This is a genomic window from Pseudoalteromonas sp. SR44-8, assembly GCF_014163635.1.
GTDB classification, from domain to species: Bacteria; Pseudomonadota; Gammaproteobacteria; order Enterobacterales; family Alteromonadaceae; genus Pseudoalteromonas; species Pseudoalteromonas rhizosphaerae.
In genome coordinates, this window is the sequence record NZ_JACJDS010000062.1 from 1 (window position 1) to 15,456 (window position 15,456).

9 protein-coding genes are annotated in these 15,456 nt (G+C 41.4%); 4 read left to right on the forward strand and 5 right to left on the reverse strand.

What is annotated here, in order from left to right:
- From H5183_RS20835 to fabB, 4 genes are all read right to left on the reverse strand, one after another.
- Positions 1–2,013 (reverse strand): FimV/HubP family polar landmark protein (locus H5183_RS20835; RefSeq protein ID WP_310736597.1); only part of this gene is annotated, 2,013 nt, incomplete at its 3' end.
- Between the two features lie 319 nt (positions 2,014–2,332).
- Positions 2,333–3,349 carry an aspartate-semialdehyde dehydrogenase gene (locus H5183_RS20840; RefSeq protein ID WP_145241502.1) on the reverse strand — a complete coding sequence of 339 codons (1,017 nt, stop codon included), beginning with the start codon at positions 3,347–3,349 and terminating at the stop codon, positions 2,333–2,335.
- Positions 3,350–3,400: 51 nt separating this feature from the next.
- Positions 3,401–4,519 carry a 4-phosphoerythronate dehydrogenase gene (locus H5183_RS20845; RefSeq protein WP_145241504.1) on the reverse strand — a complete coding sequence of 373 codons (1,119 nt, stop codon included), beginning with the start codon at positions 4,517–4,519 and terminating at the stop codon, positions 3,401–3,403.
- Positions 4,520–4,628: 109 nt separating this feature from the next.
- Positions 4,629–5,840, reverse strand: a complete 1,212-nt coding sequence (gene fabB, locus H5183_RS20850; RefSeq protein WP_145241506.1) for a beta-ketoacyl-ACP synthase I — start codon at positions 5,838–5,840, stop codon at positions 4,629–4,631.
- A gap of 177 nt (positions 5,841–6,017) precedes the next feature.
- Here fabB and mnmC point away from each other — a divergent pair, with 177 nt between their 5' ends.
- The 4 genes from mnmC to H5183_RS20870 all read left to right on the forward strand — a co-directional run bounded on the left by mnmC (position 6,018) and on the right by H5183_RS20870 (position 10,843).
- Positions 6,018–8,042 carry a bifunctional tRNA (5-methylaminomethyl-2-thiouridine)(34)-methyltransferase MnmD/FAD-dependent 5-carboxymethylaminomethyl-2-thiouridine(34) oxidoreductase MnmC gene (gene mnmC / locus H5183_RS20855; RefSeq protein ID WP_182732621.1) on the forward strand — a complete coding sequence of 675 codons (2,025 nt, stop codon included), beginning with the start codon at positions 6,018–6,020 and terminating at the stop codon, positions 8,040–8,042.
- Positions 8,043–8,071: 29 nt separating this feature from the next.
- Entirely contained in the window at positions 8,072–8,401 is a 330-nt protein-coding gene (locus H5183_RS20860) for a hypothetical protein (protein WP_182732622.1), read from the forward strand.
- A gap of 109 nt (positions 8,402–8,510) precedes the next feature.
- Positions 8,511–9,362 carry a transporter substrate-binding domain-containing protein gene (locus H5183_RS20865; RefSeq protein ID WP_145241513.1) on the forward strand — a complete coding sequence of 284 codons (852 nt, stop codon included), beginning with the start codon at positions 8,511–8,513 and terminating at the stop codon, positions 9,360–9,362.
- A complete protein-coding gene (locus H5183_RS20870) occupies positions 9,359–10,843 on the forward strand; it encodes a methyl-accepting chemotaxis protein (RefSeq protein WP_182732623.1) in 1,485 nt (494 codons plus the stop codon). The genes H5183_RS20865 and H5183_RS20870 overlap by 4 nt, the downstream gene beginning before the upstream one ends.
- Before the next feature lie 50 nt (positions 10,844–10,893).
- Here the strand turns inward: H5183_RS20870 and H5183_RS20875 are convergent.
- The coding region (locus H5183_RS20875) for an Ig-like domain-containing protein (RefSeq protein ID WP_182732624.1) at positions 10,894–15,456 on the reverse strand (4,563 nt) is incomplete at its 5' end.

The following is a 15,456-nucleotide window of genomic DNA, read 5'->3' on the forward strand; positions in this document are numbered from 1 at the left end:
ACTGTCAATATCGTCTAAATCAAATTCGTCTTCTTCAGCCAACTCCGGCTCTGCAGTCGCTTTATCGCCAGTTTCATCAATTAGACTGTCAATATCGTCTAAATCAAATTCGTCTTCTTCAGCCAGCTCCGGCTCTGCAGTCGCTTTATCGCCAGTTTCATCAATTAGACTGTCAATATCGTCTAAATCAAATTCGTCTTCTTCAGCCAGCTCCGGCTCTACAGTCGCTTTATCGCCAGCTTCATCAATTAGACTGTCAATATCGTCTAAATCAAATTCGTCTTCTTCAGCCAGCTCCGGCTCTGCAGTCGCTTTATCGCCAGCTTCATCAATTAGACTGTCAATATCGTCTAAATCAAATTCGTCTTCTTCAGCCAGCTCCGGCTCTGCAGTCGCTTTATCGCCAGCTTCATCAATAAGGCTGTCAATATCGTCTAGATCAAATTCGTCTTCTTCAGCCAGATTCGGCTCTGCAGTCGCTTTATCGCCAGCTTCATCAATAAGGCTGTCAATATCGTCTAAATCAAATTCGTCGTTATCGCCGTCATTCTTATCTGTCGGTTGATTACTGCTTTGTTCATCAATCAATGCATCAATATCAAAGTCATCATCTTCATCTGCTAACTCTTCACTGAGTGCTGCTAAGTCATCATCTGAGTCAAGCGAGTCATCTGATTCAGCAGTCGGTTCATCGTTGTCATTAGCAAATAAATCATCTAGATCTGATGCACTTAGAATATCGCCATCATTGTTGTCGGCTTTAATATCTAAATCAATGTCGTCGCCTAAGCTATCATCATCTGCTTGATCAAAATCTTGCTGCATGAAGATATCAAGTTCATCATCTTCTTCTTTAGCCTCGTCGCTTTCATCATCAAATACAATGTCGTCGCTCAGTAAACCATCTAGCTCGTCTTGATTTAATAAACTGTCACCATCTTCAAACGCATCATCAATATTGTCATCAAAAATAATATCGTCGTCATCAGGTAAAATATCGTTCTCAAGATCATCAAGCTGAATACTTACATCATCGTCCTCTTGAACTGGATCTGGAACAATGGGATCAAGAGATGGGCCTAAATCAAGCTCATCCTCGGCAGTATAACTGGGGCTTTGTGGTAAAAATTCGTCATCATCAGTGCTTTCATCTTCTTTGTTGTTACGTTTACGTAAAAACATCACGATTGCAAAGATGATCAATAACGCTGGAATTGTCATTAATAGAATGAGAACTAGTGGATTGGCTAATAGCCCAGCAAAGTCAAACTCACTAGTCTCTTCGAGCTTTTTTGCTTGTTGTTGCTCTATAATTTCGTTCTGTTTTGCAATCAATTCAGAAAGTTGGCGTTGAATTTCACTGTCTTTACCAAGTTGCTCACGAATATTTTCAAGCTCTTTAGACACACCAGTTAACTGTTGCTTTAATTTATTGTTTTCAACTAAAATTTCTTCGACATTATCAACTGACGACTTGAACTGCTTTTGTAATTCAACAAGCTGACTGCCCTGTTGGGTTTTAATGCTGTTGATTTCTTGTTTTAATTCTTGCTTAGCTTCATCAACATCCACTTTGCGTGCTTGAGTTACTTTGGTTTGTGAAGCAGTAATTTCGCTGTTCGTAAGCGTGCCATTTTTCTTTTTTTCCCATAGCTCATCATCTTGCTCTGAACGCTGTTTGGCAAGCTCCGGGCTTACTGCGCGGATATCAGCTAAGGTAGGGATTTTTAAATACGCACCATCGCGCATATGATTGAGATTTTGATCTAAAAATGATTGCGGATTTTTTTCATACAGAGCCTGCATAACTTGATAAATACTGACCGAGTTATCAGGTCGCACTTTTGCAGCAATACGCCATAGTGTATCGGTTGGCTTTATTGGCCCAATAGAACGCCCTTGAACGCCATAATCAACGCCTTTAGGCCCTTTAAGTTGGCTGCCGTCTTGGGAGTATATCGGTGTTACCACCAATGCAGACGCTAATAAGAGGAGTGTAGCTAAACCGCGCATGCTGATCCTTTAATGTTTAAATGTTAACGCAGCGCCATTAAATTAGACGCTTAAACATTGATTATTTCTTGCAGAAATAACGTACATAAATAAATAGTTAATTAAGTCTTTCCTGCAAGCTCTATTCCAGTTGCAAACTATAAACCAGTTGCGGCTTAATATCCATCGCAACACTTTGAAACGTAATAGCTTAAACTTTATTAGCCGGAAGAGTTTTTTATCGTTAAGATTAAGTTTATACGCTTTTAGCAGCTATGCGGCAATTATTTGGCAGTTAAAAAATAAAAAAGCGACAAACTGCCGCTTTTCTTGCTTTTAATTAAAGATAGTTCGCTATCAACTCTTCAGCTATTTGCACGCTGTTCGTTGCGGCCCCTTTACGGGTATTATCACTTACAACCCACATATTTAAACCATGCGGATGTGAGATATCTTGACGTAAGCGCCCTACATACACAATGTCATTACCACTTGCATCTGTAACCGGGGTTGGGTAATCCCCTTCGTCTTCTATAAGTTCAAGCCCTGGCGCGTCATTAAGTAATTGTTTTACATGTTCAAAGTCGTACGGCATACGTGTTTCAATGTTAATCGCTTCTGAGTGACCAAAAAATACCGGAACTCGTACACATGTCGGATTAACAGCAATTGTGGTATCACCCAGAATTTTATGGGTTTCGTTAACCATCTTCATTTCTTCACGGGTGTAACCGTTATCTTCAAAAACATCAATTTGTGGGATAACATTAAACGCCATCTGCTTTGGAAATATTTCGCTATCTACAGGGCGTGCATTCATTAAATTAGCAGTTTGTTTTGCAAGTTCATCAACCGCTTTTTTGCCTGCACCCGATACTGCTTGATAAGTAGATACATTAATACGATCGATGCCGTATGCATCATAAATAGGTTTTAATGCCACCATCATTTGAATAGTTGAGCAATTAGGATTAGCAATGATATTGCGATTTCTAAAATCAGCAAGGCTTGCTGCATTTACTTCTGGCACAACCAGTGGTATTTCAAAATCATTTCTAAAGTGCGAAGTGTTATCAATTACTACACATCCTGCATCAGCGGCAATAGGTGCGTATTTTTCTGACACACTGCCACCAGCAGAAAATAAACCAATATGCGCTTGGCTAAAGTCAAACCCTTCAACGTCCTGCACTTCAATAGTTTCACCACGAAACTTAATATCTTCACCAGCGCTGCGACTACTTGCCAATAAAAATAATTGATCAACAGGAAACTTACGATCTTCTAACGTTTCAATAATTTGGCGACCAACAAGACCTGTAGCGCCAAGTACGGCAACATTATATTTTTGTGACATGTGTATTCCTCGTTTAACAGCCGCCATTGTGGCCGCTGTTTAAATTTTAAGTTATTCGACTACGAAACCAAGCCCTTGCAGCAAAGGCGAATATGCGCCTGCACCTAGCACTTTGACTGTGCTAAATTCACGTCGAATGGGGTAGTTTTTACGTAAGCTATCAAACCCTTCACTTGCTAAGTTGCATCGCAAAATACCATCATCACGACGCACATCGTAAACCAGATGGATCAACTGACCTAAATCAGCTTCGCTAAAGGTTTCTTGTAATGTAACTTGGGTAAACGCGGGCACTGGTAAAAAATCAGCTAATGCTTTGCCTGTTTGCAAACCTTTAAGCTCGCACAACTTTTCATAGAGCATTTGCGTGCCACGTGCTTTACCCTCTAAGGTATGGCCTGCGATATGGACACTGGCATAACGCACAAACTCAAGCAATTCAGTTAATATAGAAGGTTCGTTTTCCCATACATCTAATACCACATCGAGCTTGGCACCACCGCGCATAATTTCCAGTAGAGCATGATTATCGACCACATCGCCGCGACTGGCATTAATCAAAATAGTGCCAGGTTTAAGCGCTGCTAAACGCGCTTTGTTCATTAAATGCAAGGTACTATGTTTACCGGTCGTTACTAACGGCACATGGAAAGTGACGATATCCGCTTTACTCAACAACTCATCAATATCTGTATGCTCGGCTAATTGTCCCGCTTCATGCTTAGGTGGATCGCATACTAATACAGTGACATTAAGCGCGGCTAATTTATCTCGCAAACAGCTACCAATACTGCCCACTCCGACAATCCCAATGGTTTTGTGTTCCAAGGTGCAGGCATTTTCTTGGCACAGTGCAAACAAGCTACTGATCACATATTCAGCCACAGCAACGGCATTACAACCAGGTGCGCTCGTAAATGCAATATCACGTTGTTTGAGTAAATCAGTATCAATATGATCAACGCCGATTGTCGCCGTACCTACGTAGCGTAATTTATTAGCATGTATTAACAGTGCTTCATTTACTGAGGTTACCGAGCGAGTTAATAATACATCAACATCAATTAGCTGTTCGCTTTGTAATGTACGACCATCAAAACGCGTTACTTCACCAAAATCAGCAAAATATTGCTCAACAAGTGGCATGTTTTGGTCTGCAAGAATTTTCATTAACAAGTCCAGTAAGCACTAAGAGCCGCTATTGTAACGAACATAGCCGACTTTGAAAACGAAAAAGCCGAGCAAGTTGCTCGGCTTTAATTGTAATTTGGCTTTTTAATTAGCCTTTATATTTACTCATCACTAACGTGGCGTTAGTACCACCAAAACCAAAACTGTTAGACATAACAGTATTTAGTTCAACGTCTTTACGCTCAGTGATAATGTTTAAGCCTGCAGCTTGTTCATCTAGCTCATCAATATTGATTGAAGGCGCAACAAAGCTATGCTCTAACATCAATAGTGAGAAAATAGCTTCATGCACACCAGCGGCGCCCAGTGCATGGCCTGTCATTGCTTTAGTCGCGCTGATCATCGGTGAATTACCACCAAATACTTCTTGAATTGCTCCTAACTCTTTTACATCACCTACTGGTGTAGATGTACCGTGAGTGTTTAGATAATCAATGCTGTCAACGCCTTGCATTGCTTGACGCATACAACGTGCAGCACCTTCACCTGATGGTGCAACCATGTCATAGCCATCAGATGTTGCGCCATAGCCAACAACTTCAGCATAAATGTGTGCACCACGTGCAAGCGCATGTTCAAGTTCTTCAACAACAACAATACCGCCACCACCAGAGATAACAAATCCATCGCGGTTAGCATCATAAGTACGAGAGGCTTTTTCAGGTGTTTCATTATATTTGGTAGACAGTGCGCCCATTGCGTCAAATTCCATTGCCAATGTCCAGTGAAGCTCTTCACCGCCACCGGCAAAAACAACGTCTTGTTTGCCTAATTGGATTTGCTCAACTGCGTTACCAATACAGTGTGCAGATGTTGCACATGCTGAACTGATTGAGTAGTTAACACCTTTAATTTTAAATGGTGTTGCTAAGCATGCCGATGTTGTACTGGCCATGGTGCGCGGAACCATATAAGGACCTACACGTTTTACGCCTTTTTCACGTAAAATGTCAGCCGCTTCAACCTGCCATTTAGATGAACCACCACCGGAACCCACAATGATACCCGTGCGCTCATTTGATACTTGATCATCAGACAAACCAGAATCTGCAATTGCTTGTGCCATTGAAATATACGAATACGCAGCGGCATCGCCCATAAAGCGCATTGCTTTACGATCAACAAACTCTTTAACGTCAATATCAATTTTGCCGGATACGTTACTACGTAACTTATATTCAGCAAATTCTGGGTTAAAAGCGATTCCGCTCTTACCTGTTTTTAACGATTCTAATACTTCTTCTTTGTTGTTACCGATGCTTGATACAACACCGATGCCCGTAATAACGGCTCTTCTCATGGGTAATTACCTTAGCTTGATACTAAATTGTGTTCTATTTTACGCTGAAACTTACAACGAAGTGGTCAGCTTTCTAGCGTACACTTGTACTCTGAACCTCTAGCTTATAAATAACGCCAGACTATTTCAAAGAAAACACGTAAAATAATGAAAAAAAGTACTCATTAATTGCATGCCATGATTAAAAACGCTGAAATTCACTTTAATAACTTAGGTACACCCGTTGCAGACAACTTTAACGATGTCTACTTTTCGAACGATGATGGCCAAGCTGAGTCTGATTATGTGTTCTACCAGCAAAATAATATGCCTCATCGATTACAAAATCATGACCGTGCACATTTCGTTATCGCTGAAACTGGTTTTGGTACTGGGCTTAATTTTTTAAATACATGGCAACAATTTAAAAATAATCTAACCAGTAGGCAACACCATAGTCAAGAAGTTCACAACCCAGCACAACAAAATGTGCAGCGCTTACATTTTATGTCTTTTGAAAAGTATCCGATTAAAACAGACGATCTGCAAAAGGCATTGCAAGTATGGCCTAGTTTAGCACCATTGAGTAAACAGTTACTTGCTAAGTACCCGATTAATTTGGCTGGTTGCCATCGTCTTGAATTTGACAATGGTCAAATTATACTCGATTTATATTTTGGCGATGTGCAAGAATCACTCGCAGCTATAAGCTACCCGCAAACAGGTATTATCGATGCGTGGTATCTAGATGGCTTTGCACCGAGTAAAAACCCAGAAATGTGGCAGCCAGCCTTATTTAATTCAATGGTGGATATTTCTCGTAGTAATGCCACGTTTGCAACCTTTACGGTTGCAGGTGTTGTACGTAGAGGTCTTGCTGATGCAGGGTTTGCGGTACAAAAAATCAAAGGTCATGGCAAAAAAAATGAAATGCTGATTGGTTCTTTAGCCCATGCTAACCAAGCACAATCGGCGCCACCTTATCTGGCTCATCAGCAAAGTTCACTTAAAAACGTTGCTGTCATTGGCGGAGGGATAGCCAGCAGCGCTATTTTATATAGCTTGGCGAAACGTGGGGTTAACAGCCAACTTTTTTGCCAAGATCCCCAACTCGCGATGGGCGCATCTCATAATGTACAAGGTGCGATTTATCCGCACTTACAAGCAAAAAACTCCCCGCACAGTGAGCTTTTTGCGCACAGTTTTTTATATGCGAAACGACTTTATCAGCAACTCACTGAGAATGGCTTTCACTATGATCATCAATGGTGCGGCGTATTACAACACGCGATCAAACAACCCTTAGTTGAGCGCCATCAAAATATTGAACATAAACAGCTGTGGCCAGATGAACTCATGCACGGCGTAACGCCTGAGCAAGGTGATGAAATTGCCGGTGTAAGTACAGGCTACTCTGGCGTATATTTCCCGTTAGGTGGATGGGTTAACCCACCACAATTAGTGAGCGCTCTGTTCCAACAAGCCCATAAACTCAAACCAATTAAAAGCCATTTTAATTGTGATATCGAACAGCTTGAGAAAACCCCGCAAGGCTGGCTGTTATTGAGCCAAGGGCAACAGTTTGGCCCATTTAGTGACGTTATTGTATGTGCTGGTGAGCACAGCGACCGTTTTGTACAAACTCAGGCTCTGCCAATTGTTGGCGTGCGTGGTCAAGTATCCCATGTACAAGCAAGTCCTGCATCACGTAAACTAAAAACCGTGCTATGTCATAAAGGCTACTTTACTCCTGCTTATTTAGACCATCACTGTATGGGCGCAACATTCGAGAAAAACTCAAAAAGCCGCGCAGTCAAAGACCAAGACAATCAAACAAATCGCGAGCAACTGCTTCACTTTTATGGACAAACCGACTTTGCCAATAGTCTAGGTGAGATCACGGCAGCTAAAGCTGCTGTACGTTGTAGTTTTATTGATCACCTCCCTATGGCCGGAGAATGGCCGCAGCAAAGTGATTATATTCACGCGTTTGCCAATTTACGCGCAGGGAAACGCTATCAATATCAATCCTTACAAAAACCACAACAAGGACTACACATACTCACAGGCTTTGGGGCTCGTGGCTTATGCAGTGCGCCCCTGTGTGCAGAACAATTAGTTGCTGCACTTAACAATGAACCACAGCCTTTGAGTGAACGAGTAAGCCAAGCGATTCACCCAGCCCGCTTTATTGTAAGAGATTTAATTCGAAATAAAATTTAACTTAGCAAAAATAGCGTGTAGGAACCAATATGATAAAAATAATAACACCACTGATGTTAGCAATAAGCCTAACCTCAGTGACTTGCGCTGCAAATTTAGACAGCGTTCCGCTACCAGCTGATTTTAAGTACTCATTACAAATTGCCGATGACTACCCACTGATACAAACTGGCTATGTTGCTCAGTCGATTACAAAAGTGTGTGCTTTTTATCAACAAGCTTTAGGTAAGTCTGAGCTTATTATCGGTGATAATAAACACCGAACGTTGTTTTATACCATCGACAAGAAAACCGTGCGGATCAGCTTATATGCTCGTGACTACCGAACCGAAATAGCGATTATGATCACGCAACCATAATCGCTTGACGGCGAACTGATCTGAATACGTATGCATAAAACAAACTGTTGAGCTTATAGCAAAAGCACCGTAGTTTATTATTAACACAATAATAACAACACGGTCTTTAATGCGCTATTTACTTTATATATTGATTCTCTGCGGCAGTAACTATTGCAACGCCGCAGCAATCAAATTACAAAGCTACTCAGGTGATACCTCCTTACCACACAAACTATTACTAACCGCATTAGCGAGGCAAAACCTTGCATATATACATCCTTACGAAAGTGATAAAGACATTTCAAATGCACGTATTTTAAATGATGTAAAAAATGGTCAGTTAGATGTAATGTGGAGCATGACTTCTGAGCAGCTTGAGCAAGACTATCAAGCAATTTATATCCCTTTATTTCGTGGTTTGTTGGGTATGCGCTTGGCGATGGTCACTCAACAAAATCAGCATATATTTAAACATGTAAACTCTATTAAAGACCTCTATCAATTTAGCGCCGGACAAGGCAAAACGTGGCCCGATACCGCTATACTCAAAGCGAATGGCTTAAAGGTGATCACTACCTTAAAATACCCTAATTTATTTCCGATGTTAGAAGGTAATCGCTTTGATTACTTTCCCCGTGGCGTAAACGAACCATGGGATGAAATAGCTAATAACAGTGAGTTAAACCTGACCGTTGATCCTTACATTTTACTAAAATATACCGCGCCGTTATATTTCTTTGTCGCTAAGGATAACCACACTCTCGCCAGCCAGCTTAATTCTGCGCTACAAGATATGATTGCCGATGGCACTTTTACCACCATGTTCTTTAACGACAGCCAAGTAAAAATGGTACTAGCTAAAGCTAACTTAGCAACACGAAAGGTGATCCCATTACAGAACCCTAGCCTGTCATCACGCACTCCACTATTACAACACGCACTGTGGTTTGATCCACTTAACGAGAGCAACACGCAATGAAATCATTACAAAGAAAAATAATCACAGCGCTTAGTATTTGTTTACTAGTCACTTTTAGCTTTGTAATTGGGGTAAACTACGTATTACTAAAAAATGATGAAACCAAACAATGGCATAAAAATGTTGATGCGATAAAGCAACAATTAACGGTTATTTTAGCCGAGCCAGTATTCTCATATGATAAACCCCTGATCGCGCAAATATTGCAGGCATTTGCTAAAAATCCAGATATTCAACAACTGCATGTTATTGATCATCGTGGTATCGAACTTGGTCGACTTGATAAACCCAGCAATACAACAAAGCAATTGCTCAAGCAGCAAATTGCTCTAACATTCTCAGAACAACCAATTGGTACTATCCATATCAGCTTTAGCCAAGATGAATTAAACCATGGCATCAACAAAGCATTAAGTACCATGGTTATCACCCTTGCCATTTCATTTGCCTTGTTAGGCATTATTATTCTTAGCGTATGCCGCATACTGATCATCAAACCGATTATCAGTGTCAATCAATTGGTGGATGAACTTGCCCGTGGCTCTGGCGATTTAACTCAGCGAATAAACTATCAATCTACGGATGAAATTGGCCATTTAGTTGCGGGCTTTAACCGCTTTATTAATGAAGTGCAGCAAATAATCTCAAGCCTGGGGCAAACAGCTACCGAGCTTGAAGTGATTGCCGCAACAGTAAACGAAGCAACAGTGCGTTCAAAATATGAAGCCGAGCAAGAATATCAATTAACCGATGCGGCAACCTCCTCTCTGAGTCAATTAACCCAAGCGACTAAAGAAATTGCCCTTGGAGCGACGCAAACAGCGGATAAAACAATGCAAGTACAAGGACTTTGCCAAGACGGCGAGCTATCGATGAGTCATAACAGTAGTTTGATAAACGACCTTGAAAATCAATTAGATCACACATCAACGGTGGTAGAGCAACTTGATAGTCGCAGTAGTGAGATAAGCCAAGTTCTTGATGTGATTAAAAGTATCGCCGAACAAACCAACTTATTGGCGCTTAATGCAGCAATTGAAGCTGCACGTGCTGGAGAGTCTGGCCGAGGCTTTGCCGTAGTTGCTGATGAAGTTCGCGCACTTGCGAGTAAAACCTACCATTCCACATCAGAAATCGAAAATATCATTACTGCACTACAAACCAACGCCAGTGAATGTGTAGCCGCCACACAAAAAAGCAAACAAGTGAGTACCGACGTTACTAGCGCGAACGAGCAAAGCCAACGCGTTTTTCATAATATCGCTCAACAAGTTGATGAGATGAACTTAATGAATGAACGCATTGCAGCCAGTTCAGAAGAACAAACCTCGGTTACGCAAGGAGTATTAGCCACCATGGAAAAAATCAATCATGGCGCAAAGTCGCTTGCCCAAGAAGCGGATCATCTTGATAAGACAGTTAAGCAGCTCAATGATCTTGAAAAAGGCATTGTGGCTAAACTTGGGTTGTTTAAGTATTAAATGCAAAAACGGCTAGAAGGCTAGCCGTTTTATTTACGCTTTAATGACTCCTAAAATTGATATTGGAACCCTAGCGCCCATTCATTTACATCATTTTCTCTTAGCTTATAATGGCTATAGTTAATTGAAACATCTGTATTTTCAAGCACTGGATAAGCTAATTGCCCGCCAAAATAAGGGCGTGTATTGGTGTCACTATATGTAATTTTTAGCCCCGTAGATGAGCGGCTATCGATTGAATAATGATAATGGAAAGCCCCTACAAAAACCTTACTCTTAACTTGGCCCAACAGCGGGAATACATAAGCTGTTTGTATCGCAGGTCCTTGTGACAATACCGGCACGGTTTGTGATACATTCAATTGCGCATTACTTGGATCAAGCGTATCTCCAACAAAGGTCATACTACCTTCACCTAAGTTGATATAGCGTACGCCAAATTGCCAATTAGTCGCTAACGAATAAATCCCGCCTATTGACCAACTAATATCGGTATCATCGTATTCAGTATTCGCTAATTCGACTGATTGATCAGTTGTGGTGGAGCCTGCAACGGCCGCATAACCAATCGTGCCATCCATAGACCACTCACCAGCTAGTACAGGCTGACTGACTACCACAGCCGTAGCGAGTAAAGCCCATGGCGTCAGTTTTGATTGGCGACGTATAAAGACTAACCCAATCATTAACAACACCATGGTGCTGCCTAAACTACCTGATGAGCTATTTTTAACCGTGGTGGTTGTATAAGCTTTTACGGTCACTTTTACTTCTCCTTTTGCTTCAGCACCTTTACTGTCAGAAACTGTATACTCAATAAAATCAACACCTTCAAAACCTGCTTTGGGCTGGTAATTCAATGTGCCATCGTTATTTATAGTGACTGTGCCTTGCGTAGCTTGCGCGCTTATTAAACTAAGTGCGTCGCCATCCGCATCGCTATCATTGGAGAGCACATCAATAACTATTTGCGTGCGGTCATTGGTGCTTGCAGTATCACCAATAGTTGTTGGGGCACTGTTTACTACCACACTAACAGTCGCTGTACCAAAGGCTGTTCCACCTTTACCATCAGACACACTGTAGTTGATCGTTGCAGTACCAATAAAATCAAGTAATGGTTGATAACTAAGTTGATTATTAACGATTGCTACCTCACCAAAATCAACACTTGCACTGGTGAGCGTCAGTACATCATTATCTGCATCGCTATCATTACTAAGCACATCAATAACAATACTATTACCTAGTGCAATAGTTACTTGATCTGATTGTGTAACAGGCACGCTGTTATTACTACTCATAACGCTAACGCCGCCTGGATCAACAATTTGACCATTCGCTATGCCATCAGCATCATTGATACCACCATCAGTTATGCGTAATTGTACACACCAGTCACCTTCTTTAAGCCCTTCTTGCCACAGCTGACTATTTGGTGAAGGGCAATACCCTTGCTCACCTTGAGTAGAATAGACCTTATCGCCGTTGCTGGTATTAAAGTCAATCCACTCATTATTGATAAGCTTTCTATAAATCGCCCCCGCTGGTATTGGCATTCTTTGCGGAAGCACTATGTGGTAGTTTTCACCTTTTTGCTCCATGGCGGTTACTATAAAGCTAAAGTAACCACCAGAGTTATCCATCCCAACATCTGCAGGCAATTCATTTTCAAACAATTGTGCTGCGCCACTGCTATTTTGTATGCTTGAGAATGCTTTTCTTAAACATGCTCCCGCATCCCCCTCGACAAGAAACTGCGCTGACTCATTTACTTGCTCAGGTAATACATTACATTCATTAATATTATCCAAATAATCAGGAATACCATCACGGTCATTATCTTGTAGACCTTCGATATTGTCTGGTATTAAGTCATTATCAGTATCGGCAGTTGTTAACTCAGGTAACTGAGCTACCACTTCAACATAACTGGTCACTGTAGTTGATAAGCTATCCACAGCGTCATCTGTTGCGGTTACTGCTATTTCATAAATACCAATATCGAGTTCAGCTGTAGAGAACACAAATGTATCAGCCGCATTACCTAGATCAACAATCCGTTCATCTGCTGCTTGCCAACTAAATGAAATATTATCTCCAGGGTTATTATCTGTTGCCAACGCTGTAATTGTTACGAGATCGTCACTGGCTAAAACAAATGGCCGAGGCTGATTATTTTGCTCCGTTATCGTAACTAAGCTTGGTGCTATATTACTCTCTGAAATAGTCATAATATTAGAGGCTTGCGCGCCAGTATTAAGGCTATCGTCAAGCGTTATAACAATTGTTTCATCCGCTTCAATCTCACTATCTACAAAGACTCTAAAGTTGATCTCACCAACGAGGCCTTGTTCAATAACCACTTCACCGCTGATTAAATCATGATCATCTGATGTTGCGGTTCCAGATACGCTGTAAGGTACAGTGACAGGATAACTTGCCGCTGGTCCATTCAAGTAAACCCGAGTGGTATAACTTTGATCCTCAGCAACAACTTTATTTTTACCTAGTGATATTTGCGGGTGAACCATTACTTGCTGGCTAGCAGTTGTGGTTTTACCATTACTGTCTATCGCTTGCCAATACACTTGATGTACGCCTGGCGTAAACAACATACTTTGATTGATAGTAGTAACTGGTAGAGGGTTTTGCTCGCTATCAAACGCAAGAGCTGTACCCAACTTAACTCGAGTAAACAATCCTGTTGCATCAACATTCACAGCAGCTGGAGGTGTAATGGTTGGTGCATCCGCTTGGCTATCAGTAAAGTTAATATAAGCAAACCCTGTGCTTTGTGCTTGCGCTGGGTCGGCAATAATATACTCAACTTTAATAGTGCCTTGGGTACTTGCGCTAAATTGATAGACAAGCTGCTGGTCAACAATACTCACTGTACCCACTGACGCCCTAGCACCAATAATTGTTATTACATCACCATCAACATCAGTATCATTCGCCAATACATCAAGTATATAACGGCCGCTTTCAGTTCGCGCTAAGTCAAAGGTATCTTCCACAGCGACCGGTTGATCGTTTACTGACTCAACAGTAATTAACGCCGTAGCTATAGCTGAACTTGCTTTACCATCAGTCACTAAATAGCTAAAGGTGTCGCTACCATGATAATCAGCCTGTGGCTGATAACTAAATACCGTTCCTTGCACCGTTAAGCTACCAAACTGTGGTTGAGTGACCACTTCTATAACTAAATTGTCGTTATCACTGTCGCTAACCTGAGCACTAACACTGAGGTTATTATCTTCTTTAACGCGCATTACCATATCATTAGCAACAGGCGGCGCATTTACATACGTTACATCAATACTAAATGGGTTAAGCGTACTGCTTAACTGCCCATCGCTTACGGTGATCAAAATATTACTATATAGACCAACGTCATCTCGTGTCGGTATACCACTTAATGTACCACTTGTGCTATCAAACGTTGCCCAACTCGGCTTGTTCGAAATCGTCAATGATAAACTGGTATTATCAATATCTGACACAATTGGCGTAAATGAGTAACCTGTATCTTGCGCGATTGATGTTGCAGGTGAACCGCTGATTGTTGGTGCATCGTTAACATTCACTACTGTCAGTGTAAATGGGGTTAAACTTTGGCTTGCAACCCCATCCGTTACACTCACCGTGATGCCTGCATAACTTCCTACATCAGCATTGCTTGGTCTGCCTGATAGCTCCCCTGTGGTGGTATCAAAGTTCAACCAACTTGGTTTATTTTCAATACTGAAGCTGAGGTTATCGCCATCATTATCTGTCGCTAGTGGTACAAAGCTATATAAGTCATTTTCATTAACGGCTAAGCTTGGTACTCCAGTAATCACTGGCAAATCGTTAATACTATTAATCGTTACTGACACTGTGCTTGGTGCCGAATCAAGTAATCCATCATTCGCTATATAGCTAAACTGATCGTCACCAAAGTAATTTGCACTGCCTTGATAAGTAACTTGCTCACCTGAGATAGTCGCAGCGCCATGAGTTGGTTGACTAACGATTGTATAAGTTAATCTATCACCATCAACATCACTACCGAGTAAGTTCATAACGACTGGCATGTCTTCATCAGTAACGCCAGTTTGTAGACCCACAATTGGCGCGTCATTAACTGCGGTGATAACTAACGATACCGGGGTTGTTGTTGAATCTAACTGTCCATCATTAACAACAAAACTAAAGCCATCACTGCCGTTATAATTAGCGTTTGGCGTATATAACCAACTATCATTACTTTGCTGCACAAGCGAGCCATGTAATGCGCCTTCATCAAGACGATAGCTTAGATCATCGTTCTCAATATCTGAGCCAACTAAGGTGATCAAGACGCTATTATCTTCAGCAAGTATTAAACTTTGCGGAATACCTAAAGGTGCATCATTGACTGGGTTCACGGTCATGGTGACAGTAGCAAGGTTAGATATCGCGCCATTGCTGTCTTTAACTGTGTAAGTAAAGCTGTCGTCACCATAGTAATCTGCATTGGCGGTGTAAATGATTGCCCCCGTTGCTGTTACTTGAGTTTGCCCATTGCTTGGTGCACTGACAACCGTCACACTGCTCACATCTAAGCTGTCGCCGATATCAACATC

Coding starts and splice junctions, on each gene's coding strand:
- mnmC (WP_182732621.1), top strand. CDS start 6,018: ATGATTAAAAACGCTGAAATTCACTTTAATAACTTAGGTACACCCGTT.
- H5183_RS20870 (WP_182732623.1), top strand. CDS start 9,359: ATGAAATCATTACAAAGAAAAATAATCACAGCGCTTAGTATTTGTTTA.
- H5183_RS20845 (WP_145241504.1), bottom strand. CDS start 4,519: ATGAAAATTCTTGCAGACCAAAACATGCCACTTGTTGAGCAATATTTT.
- H5183_RS20840 (WP_145241502.1), bottom strand. CDS start 3,349: ATGTCACAAAAATATAATGTTGCCGTACTTGGCGCTACAGGTCTTGTT.
- H5183_RS20860 (WP_182732622.1), top strand. CDS start 8,072: ATGATAAAAATAATAACACCACTGATGTTAGCAATAAGCCTAACCTCA.
- fabB (WP_145241506.1), bottom strand. CDS start 5,840: ATGAGAAGAGCCGTTATTACGGGCATCGGTGTTGTATCAAGCATCGGT.
- H5183_RS20865 (WP_145241513.1), top strand. CDS start 8,511: ATGCGCTATTTACTTTATATATTGATTCTCTGCGGCAGTAACTATTGC.